22 protein-coding genes are annotated in these 24242 nt (G+C 61.5%); 12 read left to right on the top strand and 10 right to left on the bottom strand.

Features of this window, described 5'->3' with window-relative positions:
- The first annotated feature begins 184 nt into the window (after positions 1 to 184).
- The 3 genes from AC1RMX_RS14460 to AC1RMX_RS14450 are packed head-to-tail and all read left to right on the top strand — an operon-like array spanning position 185 to position 5648.
- The gene (locus tag AC1RMX_RS14460) at positions 185 to 1429 is read left to right on the top strand and encodes an exonuclease SbcCD subunit D C-terminal domain-containing protein (RefSeq protein ID WP_493072407.1); all 1245 of its coding nucleotides are present in this window, start codon (positions 185 to 187) and stop codon (positions 1427 to 1429) included.
- The gene (locus tag AC1RMX_RS14455; protein ID WP_493072405.1) at positions 1426 to 5067 is read left to right on the top strand and encodes an AAA family ATPase; all 3642 of its coding nucleotides are present in this window, start codon (positions 1426 to 1428) and stop codon (positions 5065 to 5067) included. The genes AC1RMX_RS14460 and AC1RMX_RS14455 overlap by 4 nt, the downstream gene beginning before the upstream one ends.
- On the top strand, positions 5064 to 5648 hold the full coding sequence (locus tag AC1RMX_RS14450; RefSeq protein WP_493072403.1) for a glutathione S-transferase: 585 nt from the start codon (positions 5064 to 5066) through the stop codon (positions 5646 to 5648). Before AC1RMX_RS14455 ends, AC1RMX_RS14450 begins: the two co-directional genes overlap by 4 nt.
- Before the next feature lie 4 nt (positions 5649 to 5652).
- Here the strand turns inward: AC1RMX_RS14450 and AC1RMX_RS14445 are convergent, their stop codons facing one another.
- From AC1RMX_RS14445 to AC1RMX_RS14410, 8 genes are all read right to left on the bottom strand, one after another.
- Entirely contained in the window at positions 5653 to 5910 is a 258-nt protein-coding gene (locus tag AC1RMX_RS14445) for a hypothetical protein (RefSeq protein ID WP_096820052.1), read from the bottom strand.
- Positions 5907 to 6119, bottom strand: coding sequence for a hypothetical protein (locus AC1RMX_RS14440; RefSeq protein ID WP_102620963.1), 213 nt, complete (start codon positions 6117 to 6119; stop codon positions 5907 to 5909). Before AC1RMX_RS14440 ends, AC1RMX_RS14445 begins: the two co-directional genes overlap by 4 nt.
- Positions 6120 to 6373: 254 nt before the next feature.
- The gene (locus AC1RMX_RS14435; RefSeq protein ID WP_011334602.1) at positions 6374 to 6553 is read right to left on the bottom strand and encodes a hypothetical protein; all 180 of its coding nucleotides are present in this window, start codon (positions 6551 to 6553) and stop codon (positions 6374 to 6376) included.
- A gap of 156 nt (positions 6554 to 6709) precedes the next feature.
- Positions 6710 to 7885 carry a lactonase family protein gene (locus AC1RMX_RS14430; RefSeq protein WP_493072401.1) on the bottom strand — a complete coding sequence of 392 codons (1176 nt, stop codon included), beginning with the start codon at positions 7883 to 7885 and terminating at the stop codon, positions 6710 to 6712.
- Complete coding sequence (locus AC1RMX_RS14425; RefSeq protein WP_493072399.1) at positions 7882 to 8190, bottom strand: DUF5629 family protein; 309 nt, start codon at positions 8188 to 8190, stop codon at positions 7882 to 7884. Before AC1RMX_RS14425 ends, AC1RMX_RS14430 begins: the two co-directional genes overlap by 4 nt.
- 96 nt (positions 8191 to 8286) lie before the next feature.
- Complete coding sequence (locus tag AC1RMX_RS14420; protein ID WP_096820055.1) at positions 8287 to 9867, bottom strand: aldehyde dehydrogenase (NADP(+)); 1581 nt, start codon at positions 9865 to 9867, stop codon at positions 8287 to 8289.
- 9 nt (positions 9868 to 9876) lie between these two features.
- Positions 9877 to 10869 (bottom strand): AraD1 family protein, encoded by a 993-nt coding sequence (gene araD1, locus AC1RMX_RS14415; RefSeq protein ID WP_493072397.1) that lies wholly within the window; start codon positions 10867 to 10869, stop codon positions 9877 to 9879.
- A gap of 35 nt (positions 10870 to 10904) precedes the next feature.
- Entirely contained in the window at positions 10905 to 12227 is a 1323-nt protein-coding gene (locus AC1RMX_RS14410; RefSeq protein ID WP_096820057.1) for an MFS transporter, read from the bottom strand.
- A 193-nt stretch (positions 12228 to 12420) separates the two neighbouring features.
- Between AC1RMX_RS14410 and AC1RMX_RS14405 the strand changes: the two genes are divergently transcribed.
- Both AC1RMX_RS14405 and AC1RMX_RS14400 read left to right on the top strand, forming a co-directional pair.
- On the top strand, positions 12421 to 14157 hold the full coding sequence (locus tag AC1RMX_RS14405) for an IlvD/Edd family dehydratase (RefSeq protein WP_096820058.1): 1737 nt from the start codon (positions 12421 to 12423) through the stop codon (positions 14155 to 14157).
- Between the two features lie 121 nt (positions 14158 to 14278).
- Positions 14279 to 14998: a FadR/GntR family transcriptional regulator gene (locus tag AC1RMX_RS14400; RefSeq protein ID WP_169430692.1), complete on the top strand. Its 720-nt coding sequence runs from the start codon at positions 14279 to 14281 to the stop codon at positions 14996 to 14998.
- A 261-nt stretch (positions 14999 to 15259) separates the two neighbouring features.
- Here the strand turns inward: AC1RMX_RS14400 and AC1RMX_RS14395 are convergent, their stop codons facing one another.
- Positions 15260 to 17644 carry an efflux RND transporter permease subunit gene (locus AC1RMX_RS14395; RefSeq protein ID WP_493072394.1) on the bottom strand — a complete coding sequence of 795 codons (2385 nt, stop codon included), beginning with the start codon at positions 17642 to 17644 and terminating at the stop codon, positions 15260 to 15262.
- 28 nt (positions 17645 to 17672) lie between these two features.
- The gene (locus tag AC1RMX_RS14390) at positions 17673 to 18701 is read right to left on the bottom strand and encodes a WD40/YVTN/BNR-like repeat-containing protein (protein WP_493072392.1); all 1029 of its coding nucleotides are present in this window, start codon (positions 18699 to 18701) and stop codon (positions 17673 to 17675) included.
- A gap of 326 nt (positions 18702 to 19027) precedes the next feature.
- Between AC1RMX_RS14390 and AC1RMX_RS14385 the strand changes: the two genes are divergently transcribed.
- The 7 genes from AC1RMX_RS14385 to AC1RMX_RS14355 are packed head-to-tail and all read left to right on the top strand — an operon-like array spanning position 19028 to position 24242.
- The gene (locus AC1RMX_RS14385; protein ID WP_007957412.1) at positions 19028 to 19618 is read left to right on the top strand and encodes an amino acid synthesis family protein; all 591 of its coding nucleotides are present in this window, start codon (positions 19028 to 19030) and stop codon (positions 19616 to 19618) included.
- Positions 19619 to 19649: 31 nt separating this feature from the next.
- Entirely contained in the window at positions 19650 to 20483 is an 834-nt protein-coding gene (locus AC1RMX_RS14380; RefSeq protein ID WP_493072390.1) for an alpha/beta fold hydrolase, read from the top strand.
- Positions 20480 to 21961: an aldehyde dehydrogenase gene (locus AC1RMX_RS14375; protein ID WP_493072388.1), complete on the top strand. Its 1482-nt coding sequence runs from the start codon at positions 20480 to 20482 to the stop codon at positions 21959 to 21961. The genes AC1RMX_RS14380 and AC1RMX_RS14375 overlap by 4 nt, the downstream gene beginning before the upstream one ends.
- Positions 21962 to 21973: 12 nt before the next feature.
- On the top strand, positions 21974 to 22459 hold the full coding sequence (locus AC1RMX_RS14370) for a flavin reductase family protein (protein WP_096820064.1): 486 nt from the start codon (positions 21974 to 21976) through the stop codon (positions 22457 to 22459).
- An 11-nt stretch (positions 22460 to 22470) separates the two neighbouring features.
- Positions 22471 to 22854, top strand: coding sequence for a carboxymuconolactone decarboxylase family protein (locus AC1RMX_RS14365; RefSeq protein ID WP_493072385.1), 384 nt, complete (start codon positions 22471 to 22473; stop codon positions 22852 to 22854).
- Positions 22855 to 22912: 58 nt separating this feature from the next.
- The gene (locus AC1RMX_RS14360; RefSeq protein WP_096820066.1) at positions 22913 to 23677 is read left to right on the top strand and encodes a GntR family transcriptional regulator; all 765 of its coding nucleotides are present in this window, start codon (positions 22913 to 22915) and stop codon (positions 23675 to 23677) included.
- 1 nt (position 23678) lies between these two features.
- Complete coding sequence (locus AC1RMX_RS14355; RefSeq protein ID WP_096820067.1) at positions 23679 to 24242, top strand: NUDIX hydrolase; 564 nt, start codon at positions 23679 to 23681, stop codon at positions 24240 to 24242.

Genomic DNA, 24242 nt, shown 5'->3' with positions numbered 1-24242 from the left:
GAAACCCGCTACCCCGAGGCAGGCTGTACACATCGCAGACGTTGGCCGCTGAAGTCTGAGCGGCCCGCGTCTGCGATTTGTCTGCCCTTTCTGCATTCCAGACCTTTTGCCAGTAAACTCCCTCTCTTTCCAGCCGCCATTCCATTGCACGCGGCCATCATCTATTTCTGTTGCGGAGTTTGCCTTGCGTCTGTTTCACACCTCCGACTGGCACCTTGGGCAAAACCTGCACGGCCAGGAGCGCGATTTCGAGCATGCATGCTTCCTCGAGTGGCTGCTGCGCCAATTGAAGCTGGTGCAGCCGGACGTGCTGCTGATCGCCGGCGACATCTTCGACACGGTGAACCCGCCGGTCAAAGCCCAGGAACGCCTCTACGACTTCATCGTCAGCGCCCACGAGCAGCAGCCGTTGCTGACTATCGTGATGATCGCCGGCAACCACGATTCCGGCTCGCGGATCGAACTGCCCGCGCCCTTGATGCGGCGTTTGCGCACCCATGCGTTGGGTCGGGTATTGTGGCTCGACGACGGCCAGCTCGATGCGGAACGCTTGTTGTTGCCGCTGCCGAATGCGTCCGGCGAGATCGCCGCGTGGTGCCTCGCGCTGCCGTTCCTGCGGCCTGCCGAGGTGACCGGCGCGCATCTGGGTGACAACTATCTGCGCGGTATTGGCCAGGTGCATGAATGGCTGATCGAAGCGGCCAACGCCAAGCGTCAACCGGGCCAGGCACTGGTCGCCATCAGTCATGCGCACATGGCCGGTGGGTCGGTGTCGGAAGACTCCGAACGCAGTCTGATCATCGGCAACGCCGAAGCCCTGCCGGCCAGCCTGTTCGGGTCGAGCATCAGCTATGTCGCCCTCGGTCATTTGCACAAGCCGCAGAAGGTCAACGGTGAAGAACGGATTCGCTACAGCGGCTCGCCGATCCCGTTGTCGTTTTCGGAAATCAGTTATCAGCATCAGGTGCTCGACGTCGTTCTGGACGGCGAAACCCTGGTCAGCGTCGAGCCAATGCTGATTCCCCGCTCCGTCAATCTGCAACGTCTCGGCCCTGCGCCGTTGGCGGAAATCCTGCTGCAACTGGCCGACCTGCCGAACATCGACCTGCTGGCCGAAACCCAGCGCCAGCCGTGGCTGGAAGTCCGAGTCCGACTCGATGAGCCACAGCCAGACTTGCGCCATCAAGTCGAAAGCGCCCTGCAAGGCAAAGCCGTGCGACTGGTGCGGATCGCGGCGGAGTACGCGGGCAACCGTGGCGCTGACGGCACAGAAGACAGCAGCGCGCTGATCGAACTGGACCAACTCACCCCGCAGGAATTGTTCAGCCGCGCCTGGCTCGACAATTACGGCAACGAGGTCGATGAGCAAACCCTCAAGGACTTCGCCGAACTGCTGCAAGACGTACAAATGGAGGGCGAGCAGCCATGAAGATTCTCGCCATTCGTTTGAAGAACCTTGCTTCGCTGGCCGGCCCGTTCGAGATCGACTTCACCGCCGAACCGCTGGCCAGCGCCGGTCTGTTCGCCATCACCGGCCCGACCGGTGCCGGCAAAAGTACCTTGCTCGATGCCCTGTGCCTGGCGTTGTTTGGCTCTGTGCCGCGTTTGAACAACACCAGCCGTGACGCCAAGGTACCGGACGCCGACGGCGAAATCGCCACTGGCGACCCACGCACACTGCTGCGGCGCGGCACGGGTGAAGGTTTTGCCGAAGTGGATTTTGTCGGCGTCGACGGCCGTCGCTACCGTGCGCGCTGGGAAGCCAACCGCGCCCGGGAAAAGGCCAGCGGCAAGTTGCAGGCCAGCCGTCAGAGCCTGCGTGACATCGATCAGGATCAACTGCTCGCCAGCCAGAAAGGCGAATACAAGGTTCAGCTCGAAGCAGCACTGGGCCTGAACTTCGAACAGTTCACCCGCGCCGTGCTGCTGGCCCAGAGCGAGTTCAGTGCGTTCCTCAAGGCCGATGACAACGACCGCAGCGAACTGCTGGAAAAACTCACCGATACGGCGCTCTACACCCGCCTCGGCCGGCGCGCATTCGACAAGACCAAAGAGGCTCGCGAGGCCCACAAACAGTTGCAGGATCAAGCCACCGGCGTGACTCCGCTCCCGCCCGAGGCTCGCGCCGAACTCGACGAACGCTTCAACGCCGCCCAGCAGCAACTGAAGTTGCAGCAGGCCCAGCTCAAACAGCTTGAGCAACAACACACCTGGCTCAAGGATCTGCACCTGTTGCAGGACGCGCAGCAGGCGGCCGCCGAGCAACTGCAGAGCGCCGAACACGAGCGCGAAACGCTGGCCGGCGAACGCCTGCGATTGACGCGTCTGGAACAACTCGCTCCGCAACGGCATCAGTTCGCCCGCAAGGCTGAGATCGATTCACTACTGACGCCATTGGCGGCGCAAATCAGCGCGCACACCCAGCAACAAGGCGAGCTGACTGAACGCCAGACTCAACTTGAGCAAGACCTCAGTGCCGCACAAATCGCCTTGACCCAGGCACAGACGCAACAGAGCGAAAGCGCGCCGCTGTTGCGTCAGGCCTTCGATGAACAAAGCACCCTCGGCCGCCTCGCCAAGGAAGTCGCGTCCGGCGCCGAAGCGAAGCAAAACGCCGAACAGGCCTGCACCCAGGGCCAGAGCGCAATCCAGACCCTGCTCGACCAACAGAAAATGGTCGCCGAACGCTTGCAACGTATTGCCACCGATCTTGAGCAAAGTGCTCACCTGGCACCGTTGAGCGAAGCGTGGAATGCCTACCGCGACCGCTTGCAGCAACTGATGCTGATCGGCAACCGGTTGAACAAGGGCGAGAGCGAACTGGCGAATCTCGAACAGAACGCCGCCCGCACCACCGAAGAACTGGCTACACAAAAGCAGCAGCTTGAAGTGCTGTTCAAGGAGGCCGGCGCCGAGCCGGACGCTGTCGCCGAGCAGATCGGCATCCTCGGCACGCTGTTGCAGGACAACCGCAAGCAACTGCGCGCCGTCGAAGACCTGACGCGCCTTTGGGCCAGTCAGCAGGACCTGGACAAACGTAGTGCCGAGCTGCAACAGCGTCAGCTTGATGCGCAACAGGAACGTGAGCGCCTGACCCAGGACGGGGTGAAAACCAAGTCTGAACTGACCGTCGCCGAACAGACCTTCAACGTCACCCGCGAACTGCTCGAACGCCAGCGTCTGGCCCGCAGTGCCAGTGTCGAAGAACTGCGTGCGCAATTGCAGGACGACCAGCCGTGCCCGGTCTGCGGCAGCAACGAACACCCGTATCACCAGCCGGAAGCCTTGTTGCAAAGCCTCGGCCGTCACGATGAAAGCGAGCAGGCCAGCGCGCAGCAAGCGGTCGATCAACTGAAGGAAAAACTCACCGAGCTGCGGACCAGCGTCGGTGGTGTGATTGCCCAACAGAAAGAGTTGCTGCAACAGCAGGAACAACTGGCGACACAACAGCAAACGCTGACGCCGAGCATCGAGGCTCATCCGCTGGCCGCGCCGTTGCTGAATCAGGACAGCGACAAACGCGCTGCCTGGCTCACTCGCCAGAACGATCAACTGAACCAGAGCATCACGCAGGACGAACAGCGTCAGACGGCCCTGCTCACGCTGCAAAAGGACGCGGCGCGCCTGACCCAGCAATTGCGTCACGCCGAAACCGCACACCAGCAAGCGGCGCAGCACCTGAGCAATCAACAGCGCGAGCTGAGCGCTGACCGGCAGCGTCTGGACGAAGAGCTCGCAGCCTTCGCCACGCTGCTGCCCTCCGAGACTCACGAAGCCCTGCGCGCCGAGCCGGCCGCGACCTTCATGCAGCTTGACCGGCAGATCGCCGAGCGACTGGCGCAAGTCGATCAGCAAAAGGAAGAGCTGGCCGAGCAACAACAACGCCAGCAGACGCTTGAGAAGGAACAGGATCGTCAGCAAAGCCGCGTGCAGCAACTGCAAAACGCTGAGCAGCAACTCAACGCGCTGATCGCTCAGCAACAGGCCAGCCAAGAGAAACTGACGCAATTGCTGGGCGATCACAACTGCGCCGAACTCTGGCAGCAGCAGCTTGAACTGGCGGTAGAACAGGCACGCAACGCCGAATCCACCACGACTCAGGCACTGCAAGGCGTGCACACGCAACTCGTGCAAATCGCCGCCGAACTCAAAGCGCAGCAGGAGCGTTTGCAGGCGCTGGAAACCGAAGACCGCGATCTGGCCGGCAAGATTGCCGACTGGCGTGCTCGCCATCCGGAACTGGATGACGGCGGCCTCGAAGATCTGTTGCGGGTCGACGACGCCCAGGTCGGCGAGTTGCGCGAGCGTTTGCAGCGCAACGAAAAAGCCCTGGAACACGCCAAAGTGCTGTTGCAGGAACGTGATCGCCAGTTGCTCGAACATCAGGCGCAGCACAACGGCAACCTCGAAGCCGAACAACTCACTGTCGCCCTCGCCGACGTACAGAACCAGTGCAGCGCGAGCGAACAGCTCTGCGCCGAGCTGCGTGCCGAGCAAGTCGAAGATCAGCGCCGGCAAAACGCCAATTCCGCGCTGGCGCAGCAGATCGCAGACGCCTATGCCGAGTATCAGCGCTGGGCGCGACTCAATGCCTTGATCGGCTCGGCCACCGGCGACACCTTCCGCAAGATCGCACAGGCCTACAACCTCGACCTGCTGGTGCATCACGCCAACGTGCAGCTGCGGCAACTGGTCAAGCGCTACCGCCTGAAACGTGGTGGCAGCATGCTCGGCCTGCTGGTGATGGACACCGAAATGGGCGACGAGCTGCGCTCGGTGCATTCGCTGTCCGGCGGTGAAACCTTCCTGGTGTCGCTGGCGCTTGCACTGGGCCTGGCCTCGATGGCGTCGAGCACGCTGAAAATCGAATCGCTGTTTATCGACGAAGGCTTCGGCAGCCTCGATCCGGAATCCCTGCAACTGGCGATGGACGCCCTCGACGGCTTGCAGGCTCAGGGTCGCAAGGTCGCGGTGATTTCCCACGTGCAGGAAATGCACGAGCGGATTCCGGTGCAGATTCAGGTACAGCGCCAGGGCAATGGCTTGAGCACACTGGAGGTGAAATGAACACGCTGTATTCGTTCCGCCGCTGCCCGTATGCGATGCGCGCGCGGATGGCCCTGCGTTATTCGGGCGTGCCGGTAGAGATCGTTGAAGTCAGCCTCAAGGCCAAACCGGCCGAGATGCTGGCGATCTCGCCCAAGGGCACGGTGCCGGTGCTGGATGCGGGCGGTCAGGTGATCGATGAAAGCCTGGAGATCATGCGCTGGGCACTGGCGCAGAACGATCCGCAGGGCTGGTTGCTGGGTGGGGACTCACGGATTGCCGAGTTGATCGAAACCAACGATCAAGTGTTCAAGGTGCACCTGAATCGCTACAAGTACGCCGAGCGTTATCCGGAACAACCGATGGAGGTTTATCGCGCCGAAGGTGCGTTGTTCCTGCAGAAGCTGGATGAGTTGCTCGAAGGCCACGACTACTTGTTGACCGATCATCCTTGCCTGGCCGATATCGCGCTGCTGCCCTTCGTTCGCCAGTTCGCCCATGTCGATCGCGAATGGTTTGCTCAGACACCTTACGTGCGGTTGCAGGGTTGGTTGCAGCGGTTCCTGGAATCAGATCTGTTCACCGCCATCATGAAAAAGTAAGCGCTTACGCCAACACTTCGCACATCCCTATCGCCGAGCAATCCACCTCGAACGGCCCGAAGAACTCGGCCGAGGTTTTCACGGGTGGATTGCCGGCCAGCAGCCCCAGCGCATTGGCGCGTTCGATGTTGTGGGCGATGGTGTGGTTGGCCTCTATGGCGCGGGCCAGACCGCCGACCGAGCCCTGACCGAATCCCAGAAGAGACGTGCCGTTGGTCATGATCGCCAGACCGGCGATGATCCAGAATCTGTAGCCTTTCATGCTCCGACGGCTCCCGCGAGTTCAACTGAATCCACCGCTGCGCTTTGCGAGCGGAGTTCGAACTGGACGCCGGGATGCGCGATCTGGATCGGTGCATCGAAGCTGTGCTGCGATTGGGACGAGAGGCTGACGAACAGCACCATGACCAGGTACAGACCGATGGCCAGGTAGGCGCCGCGTTTGGCGGAAGTGATGATTGAACTGGCCATGATGTGTGCTCCGTGGACAATGTTTCGACGCCCACAGAATCAATCAAAAAAGCCGGGGTAACCACTCAGGGTTTGGCATAGTAACCATCAGCTTCGTTGATTATTTAGCCGGTCTATTCCGCCGTTTGAAAATACCTATTACCTGTCGGTGCGCACGCAAAAAACTGCCCAAGGCTGCGATCTTTTGATTTTGCTTTTGATAAACAAGATCAAAGGATCGCAGCCTTGGGCAGTTCCAGGACGTGACGGAAATTTCAGTGTTGAGCTTTGTGATCCAGGGCGGCGTAGAAGTTGGCGCTCTGTTGCAGGTATTTCTGGGTGTAGCTCTGGGTGTGGGATTTTTTGTCGCTGATTTCAACGTTGGCGCTGGCTGGCAGAGCAACGGTGGCGGAGATAGCGGAAGCGGCGATGATCGAGAAGAGATTGAAGTTCATGGCGGTAACCCTCGTGTTCGGTTGGCTTGCTTGCCCGGTTGGGCCGTGAAGCAAACTTAACGCTCGAGGGTCGCTCGCTTGAAATGCTTTGCACCATTACCTGTTATCAGCAGGATTAATACAAAGCTTCAGGCCCCGTAGACCGGGGCCTGCGGCTTATTGACGCAGCAGAAACTTGAGGTCGCTCGGGGCGTCCATCGGCAGTTTTTGCACGGTTTTGCCGAGCAGACCGGTCTTGCCGTCGCGTTCAACCACGACAATCTGGTTGCTTTTCTGGTTGGCGATCAGCAGGAATTTACCGCTCGGATCGAGGCTGAACTCACGCGGGTGATCGCCTTCCACCGAACGCCGTTGCAGCTCCTTGAGCTGGCCGGTGGCCGGGTCGATGGCGAACACCAGCAGCTGATTGGCGGTGCCACGGTTGCTGACGTAAAGGAATTTGCCATCGGCAGACGCGTGCAGCGCCGCAGCGGCTTTGTCCGAGGTCGGCTGGCCGGCCGCCAGGTCGACCATTTGCGTCTGGCTCAGCACGCCGTCGTTGTAGTCGAACACCGCAACCTGCGCGCTCATTTCCATGGTCAGCCAGGCATGCTTGCCGTCAGCGCTGAACAGCAGATGACGCGGCCCGCTGCCCGCTGGCAATTGCACCGAGGCGGTTTTTGCCGGGGTCAGCGGCAGGTCCGGATTGGCTTTCGGGTCGAATTGGTAGACAAAGACTTTGTCTGCGCCCAGGTCGTTGGAGAACACATAACGACCGTCCGGCGAGGAAATCGTCGAGTGCACATGGTTCGAGGCCTGACGTTCAGGGTTGACCCGACTCGCCGGGTGAGCGCTCATCTGCACCACCGGTTTGAGTTTGCCGTCGCTGCCGACCGGCAACACCGCGAGGGTGCCGCCCGGATCTTCGACCACGGAATAGTTGCTGACGAACAGATGGCTGGCGTCGCCGCTGAGGCTGGAATGGGTCGGCTCGTTGCCCAGGCTCTGGACCTGATTGATCAGGGTCAGGGCGTGGGTCTTCGGATCGATCGAATAACTGCTGACGCGACCGACCGGGTCTTTCTGGCCAGGGCCGTTTTCATTGACCACGAACACCCGGTGCTGATCCTTGGACAGGGTCAGCCACGACGGGTTTTCGCTCTTGATCACTTGCAGCGGCTTGGCATCGATCTGGCCGGTGGCGCTGTCGAAGTTCATCCGGTAGATGCCCTGGCTGGTGCCGGCGGTGTAGGAGCCGACCAGCAACTGGAAGCTCTCGGCTGACGCGCTGGAAAGGCCCATCGCACCGACGCTGCCGGCCATCAACAATGGCCAGAATTTACGCATGTTCATTCGGCGTCATCCTCGTCGTCGGCGCTGCTGAGTACATCGCCGAGGCACACCAGACGGTGTTCGCCGACGGTTTTGGTGTCGCTGGCAAAACCGACGATCAACCAGCTCTGCAGATCCTGGTCAAACGTCGCCGCTTCAACCTGAGCCGGCGTGAACTCCCAATGCCTGGCCGTTCGGCCATCGATGCACTCGATGTGCAGATTGTCGTCTTCATCGAGGGCGAATTCGAAGGCGTGCAGGCCGTCGATTTCGACCATACCGCAGTGTTCGAGGGCGTTGAGAAGGGTGTCGGTTACGGCAGTCATGGCAATCATGTCTTTCAGGGGGAAAGTGGCAATGATAGCTCAATGTGACCGCCGGGCCTTAGGGGAGCTTGCCCACACAAGGCCCGACGGCCCGGCTTAGAGAGCCTCGCGCGAGGGTTTGCCATCCACCAGCCGCTGAATGCGCAGCGGGTTGGCATTTTTCAGCGGTTCCGGCAGCAGGCTGTCGGGATAGTTCTGGAAGCACACCGGGCGTAGGAAACGGTCGATCGCCAGGGTGCCGACCGAGGTGCCGCGAGCATCGGACGTCGCCGGATACGGCCCGCCGTGGACCATCGAGTCACACACTTCGACACCGGTCGGGTAACCGTTGAGCAGGATCCGCCCGACCTTCTGTTCCAGCAACGGCGTCAGTTCCGGGAACTGCACGAAGTCCGCCGGCTCGCCGATGATCGTCGCGGTGAGTTGTCCATGCAGGCCGTGCAGCGCCGCGCTCAGTTGCGCCTGATCCGCCACTTCAACGATCACTGTGGTCGGGCCGAACACTTCTTCCTGAAGCACTTCATCGCCGTCGATCAACAGGCTGGCATCAGCCTTGAACAGCTGCGGCCGCGCCTGACTGCCCTGCTGCGGATTACCGGCCAGATGCTCGATGCCGGCATGCGCCAACAGTTTTTCCAGACCTTTGCCGTAGCTGCCGAGGGTGCCGGCATTGAGCATCGTTTGCGTCGGTTGGTCGCCGATCAACGCCGCGACCTGCTCAATGAATGCCGTGAACTGCGGCGAGCGAATGCCGATCACCAAACCCGGGTTGGTACAGAACTGACCGCAGCCCTGCACCACCGACGCGGTCAGATCACGGGCAACAGTTTCCGAACGAACTGTCAGGGCCTGGGGCAGAACGATTACCGGGTTGATGCTCGACATCTCGGCGAACACCGGGATCGGTTGCGCACGCGCTGCGGCCATGTCACACAGTGCCCGTCCACCTCGCAGCGAACCAGTGAAGCCCACGGCCTGAATCGCCGGATGCTTGACCAGCCACTCGCCGACTCCGCCGCCGTAGATCATGTTGAACACACCGGCCGGCATCGCGGTTTTTTCTGCCGCCCGAATCACCGCATCGGCCACAAGTTCGGCCGTGGCCATGTGGCCGCTGTGAGCCTTGAACACCACCGGGCAGCCGGCGGCCAGCGCCGACGCGGTGTCGCCGCCTGCGGTGGAGAATGCCAGCGGAAAGTTACTGGCACCGAACACCGCCACAGGCCCGAGGCCGATGCGGTATTGACGCAGATCGGGGCGCGGCAGCGGCTGACGATCCGGCAGCGGCAGGTCGATGCGCGCACCGTAAAAATCACCGCGTCGCAGCACTTTGGCGAACAGCCGCATCTGGCCACTGGTGCGTCCGCGTTCACCCTGAATCCGCCCGGCAGGCAACGCTGTTTCGCGACAAACCACGGCGACGAAATCATCGCCCAGCGCATCCAGCTCATCGGCAATCGCATCGAGAAACTGCGCGCGGCGTTCGGCGCTCAGGCTGCGATAGGCGGGATACGCAGCAGCAGCCGCTTTGGCGGCCGCATCCACTTCCCCTTCCGTAGCCTGAATGAAATCGTGGGGCAGTGTTTCGCCCGAGGTGGCGTCGACGCTTTGCAGCTTGACGTTGCCCGCCGCGCTGCGACGCCCGCCGATGTAGTTGTGACCGAGAATCTGAGTCATGGGATCTCCTTAAAGGGTGCCGATGCTGTCCGGTTGGAAAACGGCTTCAACCGGGGCGATGCCATTGACCAGCGGCGCGCCGAATTCGGCCTGGCTGATCTCGAACACATCGCCCGGCTGAGTGCGGATGCCATCGGCGAACGACAGGGTCGCCGTGCCGAAAAAGTGGATATGCACGTCACCGGGATGCAGGAACTGGCTGTACTTGAAGTGGTGGTATTCAAGGTTCGCCAGGCTGTGGCACATGTTGGCCTCGCCGCTGAGGAACTCGTTCTGCCACAGCACTTCGCCGTCGCGCAGGATGCGGCTGGTACCGGCCAGGTGCTGCGGCAATTCACCCACGCGCAGCTCCGGGCCGTAGCTGCAACTGCGCAATTTCGAGTGGGCCAGGTACAGGTAGTTCTTGCGCTCCATCACGTGATCGGAGAACTCGTTGCCCACCGCGAAACCGAGGCGATACGGCTTGCCGTCGTGACCGATGATGTAGAGGCCGGCCATCTCAGGCTCCTCGCCGGCGTCTTCGGCAAATGGCGGTAGCGGGAACGGCTGACCGGGGCGCACAACGATGCTGCCGTCACCCTTGTAGAACCATTCCGGTTGCACCCCGGCCTGCCCCGCCGCCGGTTTGCCACCCTCCACGCCCCACTTGAAGATGCGCATGGTGTCGGTCATCGCCGCTTCGTCGCCGGCCTGTTGGTGCATCTTGTCTCGGGCCGACGCGCTACCGAGGTGCGTGAGGCCGGTGCCGCTGACCAGCAGGTGCGCTGGGTCCGGGTGATCCAGCGGCGGCAGGATGCGCAGCTTGGCCAACAGCTCGGCGTAATCGTGGCTGATGCCGAGACCGAGGGTCTGCACCTGTTGCGCCAGCGTGCCGCCAGCCTCGATCGCCGCCAGTGCCAGATCGCGCACCGTGCGCGCATCCTGCACTTCACGCACCAGACCGTCCTCGACCACCCCGACGCGGCGCTCGCCGTTACTCAATTCGAATTGAACCAGATGCATGATGTTCTCCTGTTAAGACAAATCCTGGATCGATATCAGGTGCGGGTCGCACCGCGAGCACTGGCGGCGAACTGATCAACCGGCAATACGTGTTTGCGCTCCAGCAAGCGATAGACGATGCCCGTCAGAACCAGCCCGAACACCATCACCCCGGACAGGAAGTACAGGCCCGAAGCGAGGTTGCCGGTGTATTCCTTCAACGCGCCGATCACGAACGGGCCGATGTAGCCGCCGAGGTTGCCCACCGAGTTGATCAAGGCAATACCCGCCGCCGCACTGGCACCGGCGAAGAAGCGCCCTGGCAAGGTCCAGAACACCGCCGTGCAGGAAAACAGCGCGAACGCCACCAGACACAACGCCGCCAATTGCGCCACCGGCAACGAAAGCCAGGCACTGAGGAACAGGCCGATGGCGCCCAGCACATAGAGCACCGCCAGATGCCCGTAGCGATCATTCATGCGGTCGGAACTGCGTGGCACGATCAACAGGCCGACGATGCCGAAGATGTATGGCACCGACGACACGAAACCGGTCACCAGATCGCTGCCGCCGAACTGTTTGATCAGGGTCGGCAGCCACAGGCCAAGGCCATAAATGCTCAGGGTCACCGGCAGATAGAACAGCGCCAGCAGCAACACGCGTTTGTCCTTGAGCGCATGCAGCGGATTGCCGTGGCGGGTCTGGCCGTATTCCTGCAGATCCTTTTTCAGCTCGCCGGTCAGCCAGTCCTTCTCGGCCTGATCCATCCATTTCACTTGCTGCGGGCCGTCCGGCAGCCAGCGCAGCACCGGCCAGGTCAGCAGGATCGCCGGGGTGCCGATGACGATGAACAGCCACTGCCAGCCATGCAGACCGAGAATGCCGTCCATGCCCAGCAAGCCGCCGGACACGGGGCCGGTGATCATCATCGCGATGGGTTGGGAAAGGATGAACAGCCCGAGGATCTTGCCGCGATGGCGCACCGGGAACCATTGGGTGATGTAGTACAGAACGCCGGGAAAGAACCCCGCCTCCGCCGCGCCGAGCAGAAAGCGCATCACGTAGAAACTGTGCGGGCCCTGAACGAACGCCATGCCGATGGTGATCGCGCCCCAGGTGATCATGATCCGCGCGAACCAGCGCCGCGCACCGAAGCGTTCGAGCATCAGGTTGCTGGGGATTTCCAACAGAAAGTAGCCAATGAAAAACAGCCCGGCGCCGAGGCCGTAGGCGGCATCGCCGATACCGATGTCGGCGCCCATGTGCAGCTTGGCGAAGCCGACGGCGGAGCGATCCACATAGGCGATCAGGTACAGCAGGATCAGGAAGGGAATCAGTTTCAGCGTGATGCGCCGGACAAGCCGCAGTTCCTGGCTCATGAGATCGGTCTCCGATTGTTGTTTTTATGGAACCTCGGGGGACGCCTCTCGCGGAAAACCGCCAGGGCCATCCCTCCATCGAAAACGACTATATAGTAATACTAATTACCCAACAACACTTCCAAAGCGCCGATTTTGCGCTTATGTTTAGCCGAAGCTTGCAAAAAATAGTCTTACAATAAGAGAATCGATCATGTCTGATAAGCAACCCACCCTGCGCTCCGCCCAATGGTTTGGCACGGCCGACAAGAACGGCTTCATGTACCGCAGCTGGATGAAGAATCAGGGCATCGCCGACCATCAGTTCCACGGCAAGCCGATCATCGGCATCTGCAACACCTGGTCGGAACTGACCCCGTGCAACGCGCACTTCCGCCAGATCGCGGAGCACGTCAAACGCGGTGTGATCGAGGCCGGCGGATTCCCGGTGGAATTCCCGGTGTTCTCCAACGGCGAATCGAACCTGCGCCCGACCGCCATGCTCACCCGCAACCTGGCGAGCATGGACGTCGAGGAAGCGATTCGCGGCAACCCGATTGACGGCGTGGTGCTGCTGACCGGTTGCGACAAGACCACCCCGGCCCTGCTGATGGGCGCGGCCAGTTGCGACGTGCCGGCCATCGTCGTCACCGGCGGGCCGATGCTCAATGGCAAGCACAAGGGCAAGGACATTGGTTCCGGCACGGTGGTCTGGCAGCTCAGTGAACAGGTGAAGGCCGGCACCATCACGATTGACGATTTCCTCGCGGCCGAGGGCGGCATGTCCCGCTCGGCCGGCACCTGCAACACCATGGGCACAGCCTCGACCATGGCCTGCATGGCCGAAGCACTGGGCACGTCCCTGCCGCACAACGCGGCGATTCCGGCGGTGGATGCGCGGCGTTATGTGCTGGCGCACATGTCCGGCATGCGCGCGGTTGAGATGGTTCGTGAAGACTTGAAGCTGTCGAAGATCCTCACCAAGGAAGCCTTCGAAAACGCGATCCGGGTCAACGCGGCGATTGGTGGTTCGACCAACGCGGTGATTCACCTCAAAGCCATCGCCGGACGCATTGGCGTCGAGCTGGATCTGGACGACTGGACCCGGATGGGTCGCGGCATGCCGACCATTGTCGACCTGCAACCGTCAGGGCGTTTCCTGATGGAAGAGTTCTACTACGCCGGGGGTTTGCCGGCCGTATTGCGCCGCCTCGGCGAAGCCAATCTGATTCCGAATCCGAACGCGCTGACCGTCAACGGTAAATCCATCGGCGAGAACACCAAGGACGCGCCGATCTACGGTGAAGACGAAGTGATCCGCACCCTCGACAATCCGATCCGCGCTGACGGCGGCATCTGTGTGTTGCGCGGCAATCTGGCGCCACTGGGCGCAGTGCTCAAGCCATCCGCCGCCACACCGGAACTGATGCAACACCGTGGTCGCGCGGTCGTATTCGAGAACTTCGACCTGTACAAGGCACGGATCAACGACCCGGAGCTGGACGTCGATGCGAACTCGATTCTGGTGATGAAAAACTGCGGGCCGAAGGGTTATCCGGGCATGGCCGAAGTCGGCAACATGGGTTTGCCGGCCAAGCTGCTGGCCCAGGGCGTGACGGATATGGTGCGCATCTCCGACGCTCGCATGAGCGGCACAGCGTACGGCACCGTCGTGTTGCACGTCGCCCCGGAAGCGGCGGCCGGCGGGCCTTTGGCGGCAGTGAAAGAAGGCGACTGGATCGAGCTGGACTGCGCCAGCGGGCGTTTGCACTTGGACATTCCGGACGCTGAACTGGCGGCACGCATGGCGGATCTGCAACCGCCGCAGCCGTTGTTGGTGGGGGGTTATCGTCAGTTGTACATCGACCATGTGCTGCAGGCGGATCAGGGGTGTGATTTTGACTTCCTGGTGGGTTGTCGAGGTGCTGAGGTCCCTCGCCACTCGCACTGACACCACCATGCCTCCTGTGGGAGCAAGCTCGCTCCCACATTTGCGCTGTATCTGCCTCAAGATTGTGTGGTGCCTGCTATGATGCGCGGCATCTCCATCGTTCAGGATCGCCCCGCGCCCCATGGATTACCGCAAACCTTCCGACCGCAAAAGCATGCACTCGCGCATCGTCCAGGAACTGGGCATGCAGATTGTTTCCGGACGCTTTTTGCCTTGCGACAAACTGCCCGCCGAAGCCTTGCTCTGCGAGGAGTACGCGGTCAGTCGGCCGGTGTTGCGCGAAGCCACGCGGGTGTTGGTGGCCAAGGGGCTGGTGTACTCGAAGCCGCGTGTCGGCACGGTGGTAAAGCCGCGCCGCGAATGGCACATGCTCGACCCGGACGTATTGCACTGGCTGATGCAAAGCAGCCCGCAAAATGAATTCTTCAATGTGCTGACCAGCGTGCGCAGCATCATCGAACCGGCCGCCGCCGCCCTCGCCGCCCAGCACGCCACGGATGCCGACATCGCAGCCATCGGCGAAGCCTACCAACGCATGGAAGCCGCACCGACCCCGGAGGCGTTGCTGCAACCGGATCTGGATTTCCACAGCCGCATCGCCGATGCGACCCATAACGACTTGCTGGCGAATCTGTGCAACATGCTGTCGGTCGCGATTGCCGAGGCGTTGAAGCATTCGAATCAGCGACCGAATCTGCATGAACTGGCGTTACCTCGGCACAAGGCGATTCTCACCGCGATCGAAAATCGTGATGCGCTGGGGGCTCGGCATGCGACGTTGGTGCAGCTGGATGATGCGCGGAGTGCTTTGAGTGTGGTGCTTGGTACTGAACTTTCGTAAGACTTGAGACCGCTTGCCCTCACCCTAGCCCTCTCCCGGAGGGAGAGGGAACCGATCGGGGGATATTGGAGAGATACACCGACTTGAACGATCCTCTTTGAATCCATAATCGACTCGGTTTTTCAGGTCGATGTATCACGCGAGACATTGCGGTCAGTTCCCTCTCCCTCTGGGAGAGGGCTAGGGTGAGGGGCTTTTGATCTTGACTCACAAAAAAGCCGCAACCCTAAGGTTGCGGCTTTGTCGTTTCAGAAGCCCGGATCAGTGAGCAAACAGAGAATTCCCCTTCTGCCCCGCCAGCTTCTCAGGCTTGATCAGGAACTTGGCCAGTGCCGGCAACAGCCACAGCGCACCGAACATGTTCCACAGCAGCATGAAGGTCAGCATCAGGCCCATGTCGGCCTGGAACTTGATCGCCGAGAAGATCCAGGTGCACACACCGATGGCCAGGCACAGACCGGTGAACAGCACCGCTTTACCGGTGGATTTCAGGGTCTGGTAATAGGCTTCCTGCAACGGCAGGCCGGCACGCAGGAAACTTTCCAGACGGCTGTAGATGTAGATGCCGTAGTCCACGCCGATTCCCACGCCCAGCGCCACCACCGGCAGCGTCGCAACCTTCACGCCGATGCCCATGAACGCCATCAGCGCGTTGCCAAGTACCGAGGTCAATACCAGCGGCAGCACGATGCACAGAGTCGCCGCCCAAGAACGGAAGGTGATCATGCACATCACCGCCACGCAGATGTACACCAGCACCAGGATGGTCAGTTCGGCCTGTTTGATGACTTCGTTGGTGGCCGCTTCAATCCCGGCGTTACCGGCCGCCAGGATGAATTCCAGACCTTCTTTGTTGTTGTCCTTGGCGAATTCCTGCACCGCATGCACCGCACGATCCAGGGTTTCAGCCTTGTGATCGTTGAGGAACACCAGCACCGGCGCCAGCGAGCAACTGTTGTTGTACAGGCCGTCGGCACGGGCGATGGAGTTGTTCAGCACGTCCGGGTTGCGCGACAGGGTTTCCCATTTCAGGTTGCCCTCGTTCATGCCCTTGATCATCTGCTTGGACACGGTCACCAGCGAGATCGCCGACTGCACGCCCTCGGTGTTCTGCATTTTCCACATCAGCTCATCGATCGGCGCCATGGCTTCGTAGCGCGAACAGCCTTCGGACTTGGTCTTGACCATCACCACCAGTACGTCGGAACTGGTGGAGTAGTTGTTGATGATGAAGTTGTTGTCCTTGTTATAGCGCGAGTCCGGACGCAGTTCCGGCGCGCCCTGGTCGAGGTCGCCGATCTTCAGGTTCTGGCTGTACCAGAGGCCGCCACCGAAGGCGATCAGAGCGAGCGCAATGGACACCGGTGCGACTTTCGGGCTGGCAAAGTTCGACAGCAGGCGCCAGAACGGGTGTTCGCGGTTAGCGTCCTTCTTGCTCTTGGCCACCGCACGCTTGCTGATGCCGACATAGGAAATCGCCACCGGTAGCAGAATCAGGTTGGTGAACACGATCACCGCCACGCCGATGGACGCGCCGATGGCCAGTTCACGGATCACGCCGATGTCGATGATCAGCAGCGTGATGAAGCCCACCGCATCCGCGAGAATCGCGATCATCCCCGGCAGGAACAGTTGCCGGAACGTACGCCGCGCGGCGGTCAGGGCGTTGTCCGCCTCGCTCGATTGCAGGGCGATACCGTTGATCTTTTGCACGCCGTGGGAAATCCCGATGGCGAAGATCAGGAACGGCACCAGCATCGAATACGGATCGAGGCCGAAACCGAAGAAGTGCATCAACCCCAGTTGCCAGACCACCGCCACCAGCGTGGTGCTCAACACCGCCACGGTACTGCGCAGGCAGTTGGTGAACCACAGCAGCAAAATCAGGGTGATGACGAAGGCGACGCCGAAGAACATCACCACCATCACCAGACCGTCGATCAGGTCACCGACCTTCTTGGCGAAACCGACGATGTGGATCTTGACGTTGGGGTTCTGCGCTTCGAACTTGTTGCGGATCTTGTCTTCCAGTTCATGGGAGAACTGGCGGTAGTCCAGCGCCAGCAACTTGCCCTGGTCCTGCGGGTCCGGGTAGGACTCCAGCAGCGGAATGTCGACGATGCTCGACTTGAAGTCGTTGGCCACCAGACGCCCGACCTGACCCGACTTGAGCACGTTGTTGCGCAGCATGTCGATGCTGTCCTGGGAACCGTCGTAGCTCTGCGGGATCACTTCACCGCCGGCAAAGCCTTCCTCGGTCACCTCGGTCCAGCGCACGCTCGGGCTCCACAGCGACTTCAGGCCGGAACGGTCGACGCCGGAGATGTAGAACACCTCGTCGTTGATCTGGCGCAGGGTCTCCATGTACTCCTTGGAGAAGATGTCACCGTCCTTGGCCTCCACCGAAATGCGCACGGTGTTGCCCAGGTTCGTCAGATCGTTGCGGTGCTCCATCATCTTCTCGATGAACGGATGCTTGAGCGGGATCATTTTTTCGAAACTGGTGGACGGCCGGATCAGCGTCGCCTGCCAGAACAGGAAAATACTGACCAGCAGGCAGATCACGATCACTGCCGGGCGGTTGTTGAAGATCAGGCGTTCGAGAAAGGTCGCCTTGTCCTGATGATGAGTGCTCAAGGAAGTCATAGCCCCGCCTTCTTATTATTGATTCGGCTCATTTGCCCAGCTCGGTGCCGTTGGGCGTGGTGGTGTGGACGCCACCCTGCCCGCTCAGGATCAGATTGCCGTTGCCGGCGGCGGTGACCGACGACAGCGAGATGCGATCCGGGCGGTTGAACACGCTGAAGGTTTCGCCGTTGTCGCTGCTGCTGATCACCGTACCGCCGTTGCCGACGATGACGATCGAACCGTCTTCGAGGAGCGTGGCGCCGGACAGGCCGAATTCCAGCGCACCGCGCGCCGCCTTGAGTTCGACTTGCTGCCAGGTGCTGCCGAAATCAGTGGAGCGGTAGAGGTTGCCGCGCAGCCCGTAGGCCAGCAGCGTGGAAGGCTGGGCGGTGCCGATCACACCGAACAGCGAGCCCTGATACGGGCCTTCGATTTTTTCCCAGGTCTGGCCCCAGTCGGCGGAGCGGAACATCGCGCCCTGTTCACCCACGATGAACAGCCCGGCGTCTTTCACGGCGGCGATGGCGTTGAGGTGAAACTGATCCTGGTTGTCGAGGCGGTCGCTGACATCTTGCCAGTTCTTGCCGCCGTCGGTGGTCTCGAGCAATGCGCCGTAGGCACCCACGGCCAGGCCGTTGTTGACGTCCTTGAACCAGAGGTCGAGCAGCGGCGATTCGCGCTTGAGGTCTTCGAACTGTTTGGTCCAGGTCAGGCCGCCGTCTTCGCTGGCGAGGATCTGCGCGTCATGGCCGACGGCCCAGCCGTGTTTGTCGTCGGCGAAATACACGGCCGTCAGCAACTGGCGGCTTGGCACCTTGGCCTGGGTCCAGGTCTTGCCCTGGTCGTCGGAGTAGAGAATGTGCCCGCGATCACCGACCGCCACCAGCCGTGAACCGGCGTGAACGACATCAAGCATCAGGCTTTTCGGGGCCTTGGCCGATTCGATGGCGTAGACCACGTCGGCTGGCGCTTCGGCGGCCAGTACGGGCGCCGACAAGGTGGCAAAGCCCAGCAGAGAGAGTGCTGTGGCCAGCAACGCGGTGTTGCGAAACGCCGGCGGGCGGCAACGACTCATAGACCTTCCCCTATTTATTATTGTTAGGCCATTCGGCCTTCAAGGGCGCCGCAAGTGTGCTCCAGCGACGGTTGGTCAGAAGCATAGTCCTGAAACCCGCAATCCAGAGCCACTTCGGAAGCTGGCTCATCCTATCGGGCATTCGAAACGTCTGACAATCGGCGCAACGTTATCTTTTGTTAACCGAAAGGGATTACAGCCGCGGCTGAATGCACGGGCATTCGTCCGACTGATGGGCGGGAATCTTGCGTGGGGGACTTGCACGATCGGTATTATGGTATACCATCAGACGCACAGACACTCTTTATCCCCCTACGGAGCAGCTCATGAGTTTCGAAATTCGCAAGATCGTCAGCTATGTCGAAGAGACCTTCATTGAAGGAGGCAAGGCTTCCGACACCCCGGTGACCATGGTGGGCCTGGCCGTCGTGATGAAGAACCCGTGGGTCGGCAATGGCTTTGTCGAAGACCTCAAGCCGCAGATCCGCGCAAACTGCTCTGACCTCGGCGCGATGATGGTCGAGCGTCTGGTGGGCATCATCGGCGGCGCCGAGAAAATCGAGGCTTACGGCAAAGCGGCAGTCGTCGGTGCGGACGGCGAGATCGAACACGCCTCGGCGGTGATCCACACCCTGCGCTTTGGCAATCACTACCGCGAAGCGGTCAAGGCCAAGAGTTACCTGAGCTTCACCAACAAGCGCGGCGGTCCGGGCACCTCGATCCAGATCCCGATGATGCACAAGGACGACGAAGGCCTGCGCTCGCACTACATCACCCTGGAAATGCAGATCGAAGATGCCCCGCGCGCCGACGAAATCGTCGTGGTACTCGGTTGCGCCGACGGTGGCCGTCTGCACCCGCGCATCGGCAACCGCTACATCGATCTGGAAGAACTGGCCGCCGAAAAAGCCCAGTAATCAAAACAAGAAGGCATTGCAGGAGCGCTCCATGATTCGGCATACCGCTGAACTCACCCCGGCCGGCACCAGTTATCTGGCGACCGGCCAGGGCCACCCCGTGGTGTTGATCCACGGCGTGGGCCTGAACAAAGAAATGTGGGGCGGCCAGATCGTTGGCCTGGCCACGCAATACCGGGTGATCGCCTACGACATGCTCGGGCACGGCGCCAGCCCGCGACCGGCCAGCGGCACCGCCCTGCTCGGTTATGCCGATCAGTTGCTGGAGCTGCTCGACCACCTGCAATTGCCGCTGGCATCGGTGATCGGTTTTTCCATGGGCGGTCTGGTGGCGCGGGCCTTTGCTCTGCATTACCCGGAGCGCCTGAAAAGCCTGGTGGTGCTCAACAGTGTGTTCAACCGTAGCGAAGAGCAGCGCGCCGGGGTCATCGCCCGCACCGCGCAGGCCGCCGAACATGGACCGGACGCGAATGCCGAAGCGGCGCTGTCGCGCTGGTTCAGCCGTGAATATCAGGCGGCCAATCCGGCGCAGATCGCCGCGATCCGCCAGACCCTGGCCGGCAATGATCCGCAAGGCTATCTGACCACCTACGAATTGTTCGCCACCCAGGACATGTACCGCGCCGACGACCTGGGCAGCATCCAGGCGCCGACGCTGATCGCCACCGGCGAGCTGGACCCCGGATCGACCCCGGAAATGGCCGAGCAACTGGCCGCGCGCATTCCCGGCGCGAAGGTTGCGGTGCTGCCCGAGCAACGGCATATGATGCCGGTAGAGTCGCCGCGACTGGTCAATCAGCTGCTGCTGGAATTTCTCGAAACCGCACACGCCCGACAAAACCCTATAAAGGGGATCGTTGCATGACACTCGCACGCTTCCAGATGTGCATCGGCGGAGAATGGGTCGACGCCCTCTCCGGCAAGACTTTCGAAAGCCTCAACCCGGCGCTGGCCGAGCCCTGGGCCGAACTGCCCGACGCGGATGAAGCCGACGTCGAACGCGCCGTGCAAGCTGCGCAAACCGCCTTCGACAGCCCGGCATGGCGCGGTCTGACCGCCACCGCGCGCGGCAAACTGTTGCGTCGTCTCGGTGACCTGATCGCTGAAAACAAGGAACAACTGGCGCAGCTGGAAAGCCGCGACAACGGCAAACTGATCCGCGAAACCCGAGGTCAGGTCGGTTATCTGCCGGAGTTCTTCCACTACACCGCGGGCCTTGCCGACAAGCTTGAAGGCGGCACCCTGCCGCTGGATAAGCCCGACCTGTTTGCCTACACCGTGCACGAAGCCATGGGTGTGGTCGCCGCGATCATTCCGTGGAACAGCCCGCTCTATCTGACCGCGATCAAACTGGCGCCGGCCCTTGCTGCCGGCAACACCATCGTGATCAAGCCCTCCGAACACGCCTCGGCGACCATACTGGAACTGGCGCGCCTGGCCCTCGAAGCCGGGATTCCACCGGGCGTGGTCAACGTTGTCACCGGTTACGGCCCGAGCACCGGCGCTGCCCTCACCCGCCATCCGCTGATCCGCAAGATCGCCTTCACCGGCGGCGCAGCCACGGCCCGGCATGTGGTGCGCAGCAGCGCCGAGAACTTCGCCAAGCTGTCGCTGGAACTGGGCGGCAAGTCACCGAACATCATCTTCGCCGACGCTGATCTGGACAGTGCGATCAATGGTGCGATTGCCGGGATCTACGCGGCGTCCGGCCAGAGCTGTGTATCCGGTTCGCGACTGCTGGTACAGGACGAAATCTACGACGAGTTCGTCAGCCGACTGGTGGAACGCGCCCGTCGCATCCGCATCGGCAACCCGCAGGACGACAGCAGCGAAATGGGCCCGATGGCCACCGCGCAGCAACTGGCCGTGGTGGAAGGTCTGGTGGCCGACGCCATCGCCGAAGGTGCGCGTCTGCGACTGGGCGGCAAGCGGCCGAGTGGCGTGGGCGACGGCTGGTTCTACGAACCGACGCTGTTCGAGTGCGACCGCAATTCGATGAAGATCATGCAGGAAGAAGTGTTCGGCCCGGTGGCCTCGGTCATCCACTTCAAGGATGAAGCCGAAGCGCTGGCGATTGCCAACGACTCGCAGTTCGGCCTCGCCGCCGGTATCTGGACTCGCGATCTGGGCCGTGCCCATCGACTGGCCCGGGACGTGCGCTCGGGAATCATCTGGGTCAACACCTACCGCGCGGTGTCGGCGATGGCACCGATCGGCGGCTTCAAAAACAGTGGCTATGGACGCGAAAGCGGCATCGATTCGGTGCTGGCCTACACCGAACTGAAAACGGTGTGGATCAACCTCTCTCAGGCGCCGATGCCTGATCCGTTTGTGATGCGCTAGGAGTCCTGCGACATGATCGAACCCGGCATTTACAAAGACGTCATGAGCTCGTTTCCGTCCGGAGTCACGGTGGTCACCACCCTCGACCCGGACGGCGGCATCGTCGGGATCACCGCCAGCGCCTTCAGTGCGCTGTCGATTGATCCGGCGCTGGTGCTGTTCTGCCCCAACTACGCCTCCGACACCTACCCGGTGCTGCGCGACAGCAAGCGTTTCGCGATCCATTTGCTGTCCGCCGACCAGACCGCCGAGGCGTATGCCTTCGCCGGCAAAGGCAAGGACAAGGCCAACGGCATCGACTGGCATTTGAGCGAGCTCGGTAACCCGATCCTCGCCAAGGCCACGGCGATCATCGAGTGCGAACTGTGGCGCGAATACGACGGTGGCGACCACGCGATCATCGTCGGCGCGGTGAAGAACCTGATCCTGCCGGAGCAGCCGGTGACGCCGATGATCTATCACAAGGGCAAGCTTGGCGCGTTGCCGACACTGGGCTGAGCGGAGGACACATGAGCCACGAAAAATATGAGCAGGGCCTGAAGATCCGCACCCAGGTGCTCGGCGAAGCCTATGTGCAGCGCTCGATCGAGAACGCCGACGACTTCACCCGCCCGCTGCAGGAAATGGTCACCGAATACTGCTGGGGCCATGTCTGGGGGCGCGAGGGCCTGTCGCTCAAGGAGCGCAGCATGATCAACCTGGCGATGATCTCCGCGTTGAACCGCCCGCATGAACTCAAGCTGCATGTGCGCGGCGCCTTGCGTAACGGCCTGAGTCGTGAGCAAATACGCGAAATTCTGCTTCAGGTCGGTATTTATTGCGGCGTCCCGGCAGCCGTGGACAGTTTCCGGCTCGCCCGTGAAGCCTTCGCCGAAGCCGACGCCTCCAGTTAACCCCTCGGCTGTTTGAATGCCCGTCTGGCATGGACAGCCACACTAAAGAGCGGACCCCATGAAACGCCTGCCACTCGACGACAGCTTCAAGGTCAATCGCAACCCCGTCACCCTGCGCGAAATCGTGCTGGATAAACTGCGAAGCGCCATCATGAACTTCCAGCTGCTGCCGGGCGATCGCCTGGTGGAGCGCGATCTGTGCGATCGCCTGGGTGTCAGCCGTACGTCGGTGCGTGAGGCCTTGCGTCACCTGGAATCCGAAGGCCTGGTGGAGTTTGCCGACGCCAAGGGCCCGCGTGTGGCAATCATCACCCTCGCCGATGCGGTCGATATCTATGAGCTGCGCTGCGTGCTCGAAGGCCTGATCGTCCAGCTGTTCACCCTGCGCGCCAAGGCCAAGGACATCAAGGCCCTGGAAAAAGCCCTCGACGAGAACCGCAAGGCGCTCAAGGACGGCGAACTGCAACAGGTAATCGACTCGGTGCAGGGTTTCTACGACGTGCTGCTGGAAGGCTCCGGCAACCATGTCGCGGCCACTCAACTGCGCCAGTTGCAGGCACGCATCAGCTACCTGCGGGCGACGTCGGTGTCCCAGGAAAACCGTCGTGGTGCGAGTAACCAGGAAATGGAAAAAATGGTCGAGGCGATCAAGAGCGGCGATCCGCTGGCGGCGCATCAGGCGTGCGTCGATCACGTTCGCGCCGCCGCTGCGGTGGCCCTCGATTATCTCAAGCGCAAACAGGAAGAAACCGGCACCGTACTCAAAGGCACGCCGCCGATCACCCTGCCCATCCCGCTGAAAGAACCGCGCATAGGTCACTGACATGTTCAGCCCGAGCTTTTGCCCGAAATGCGGTGGCGCTGACCTCGGTCAGCAGGTGCCGCCGGGCGATACGCACGAGCGCCTGATGTGCCGCGGCTGCGGCTACATCCACTATGTAAACCCGAAGATCATCGCCGGCTGCATCATCGAGCAGGACGGCAAATACCTCTTGTGCCAACGGGCGATCCCCCCGCGCGCCGGCACCTGGACTTTGCCCGCCGGTTTCATGGAAAGCGGCGAAACCACCGAACAGGCAGCCCTGCGCGAAGTCTGGGAAGAAAGCGGCGTACGTGCGGAAATCGTCTCGCCGTACTCGATCTTCAGCGTGCCGAAGATCAGCGAGGTCTACATCATCTTCCGCGCCCTCGCGCTGGAGATCACCGGCCAGTACGGCCCGGAAACCCTCGACTACAAATTCTTCGCCCCCGAAGACATTCCGTGGGACCAGATTTACTACCCGGCGATCCGGCAGATCCTCGAACGCTACATCGAGGAACGCCAGGCCGGGGTGTATGGCATGTACATGGGCAATGACGACAGCGGCAAGATTCATTTCATGCGTTGA

The organism is Pseudomonas sp. GW822-FHT03F04 (genome assembly GCF_058801405.1).
This window is presented reverse-complemented; position numbering and strand designations above follow the sequence as displayed.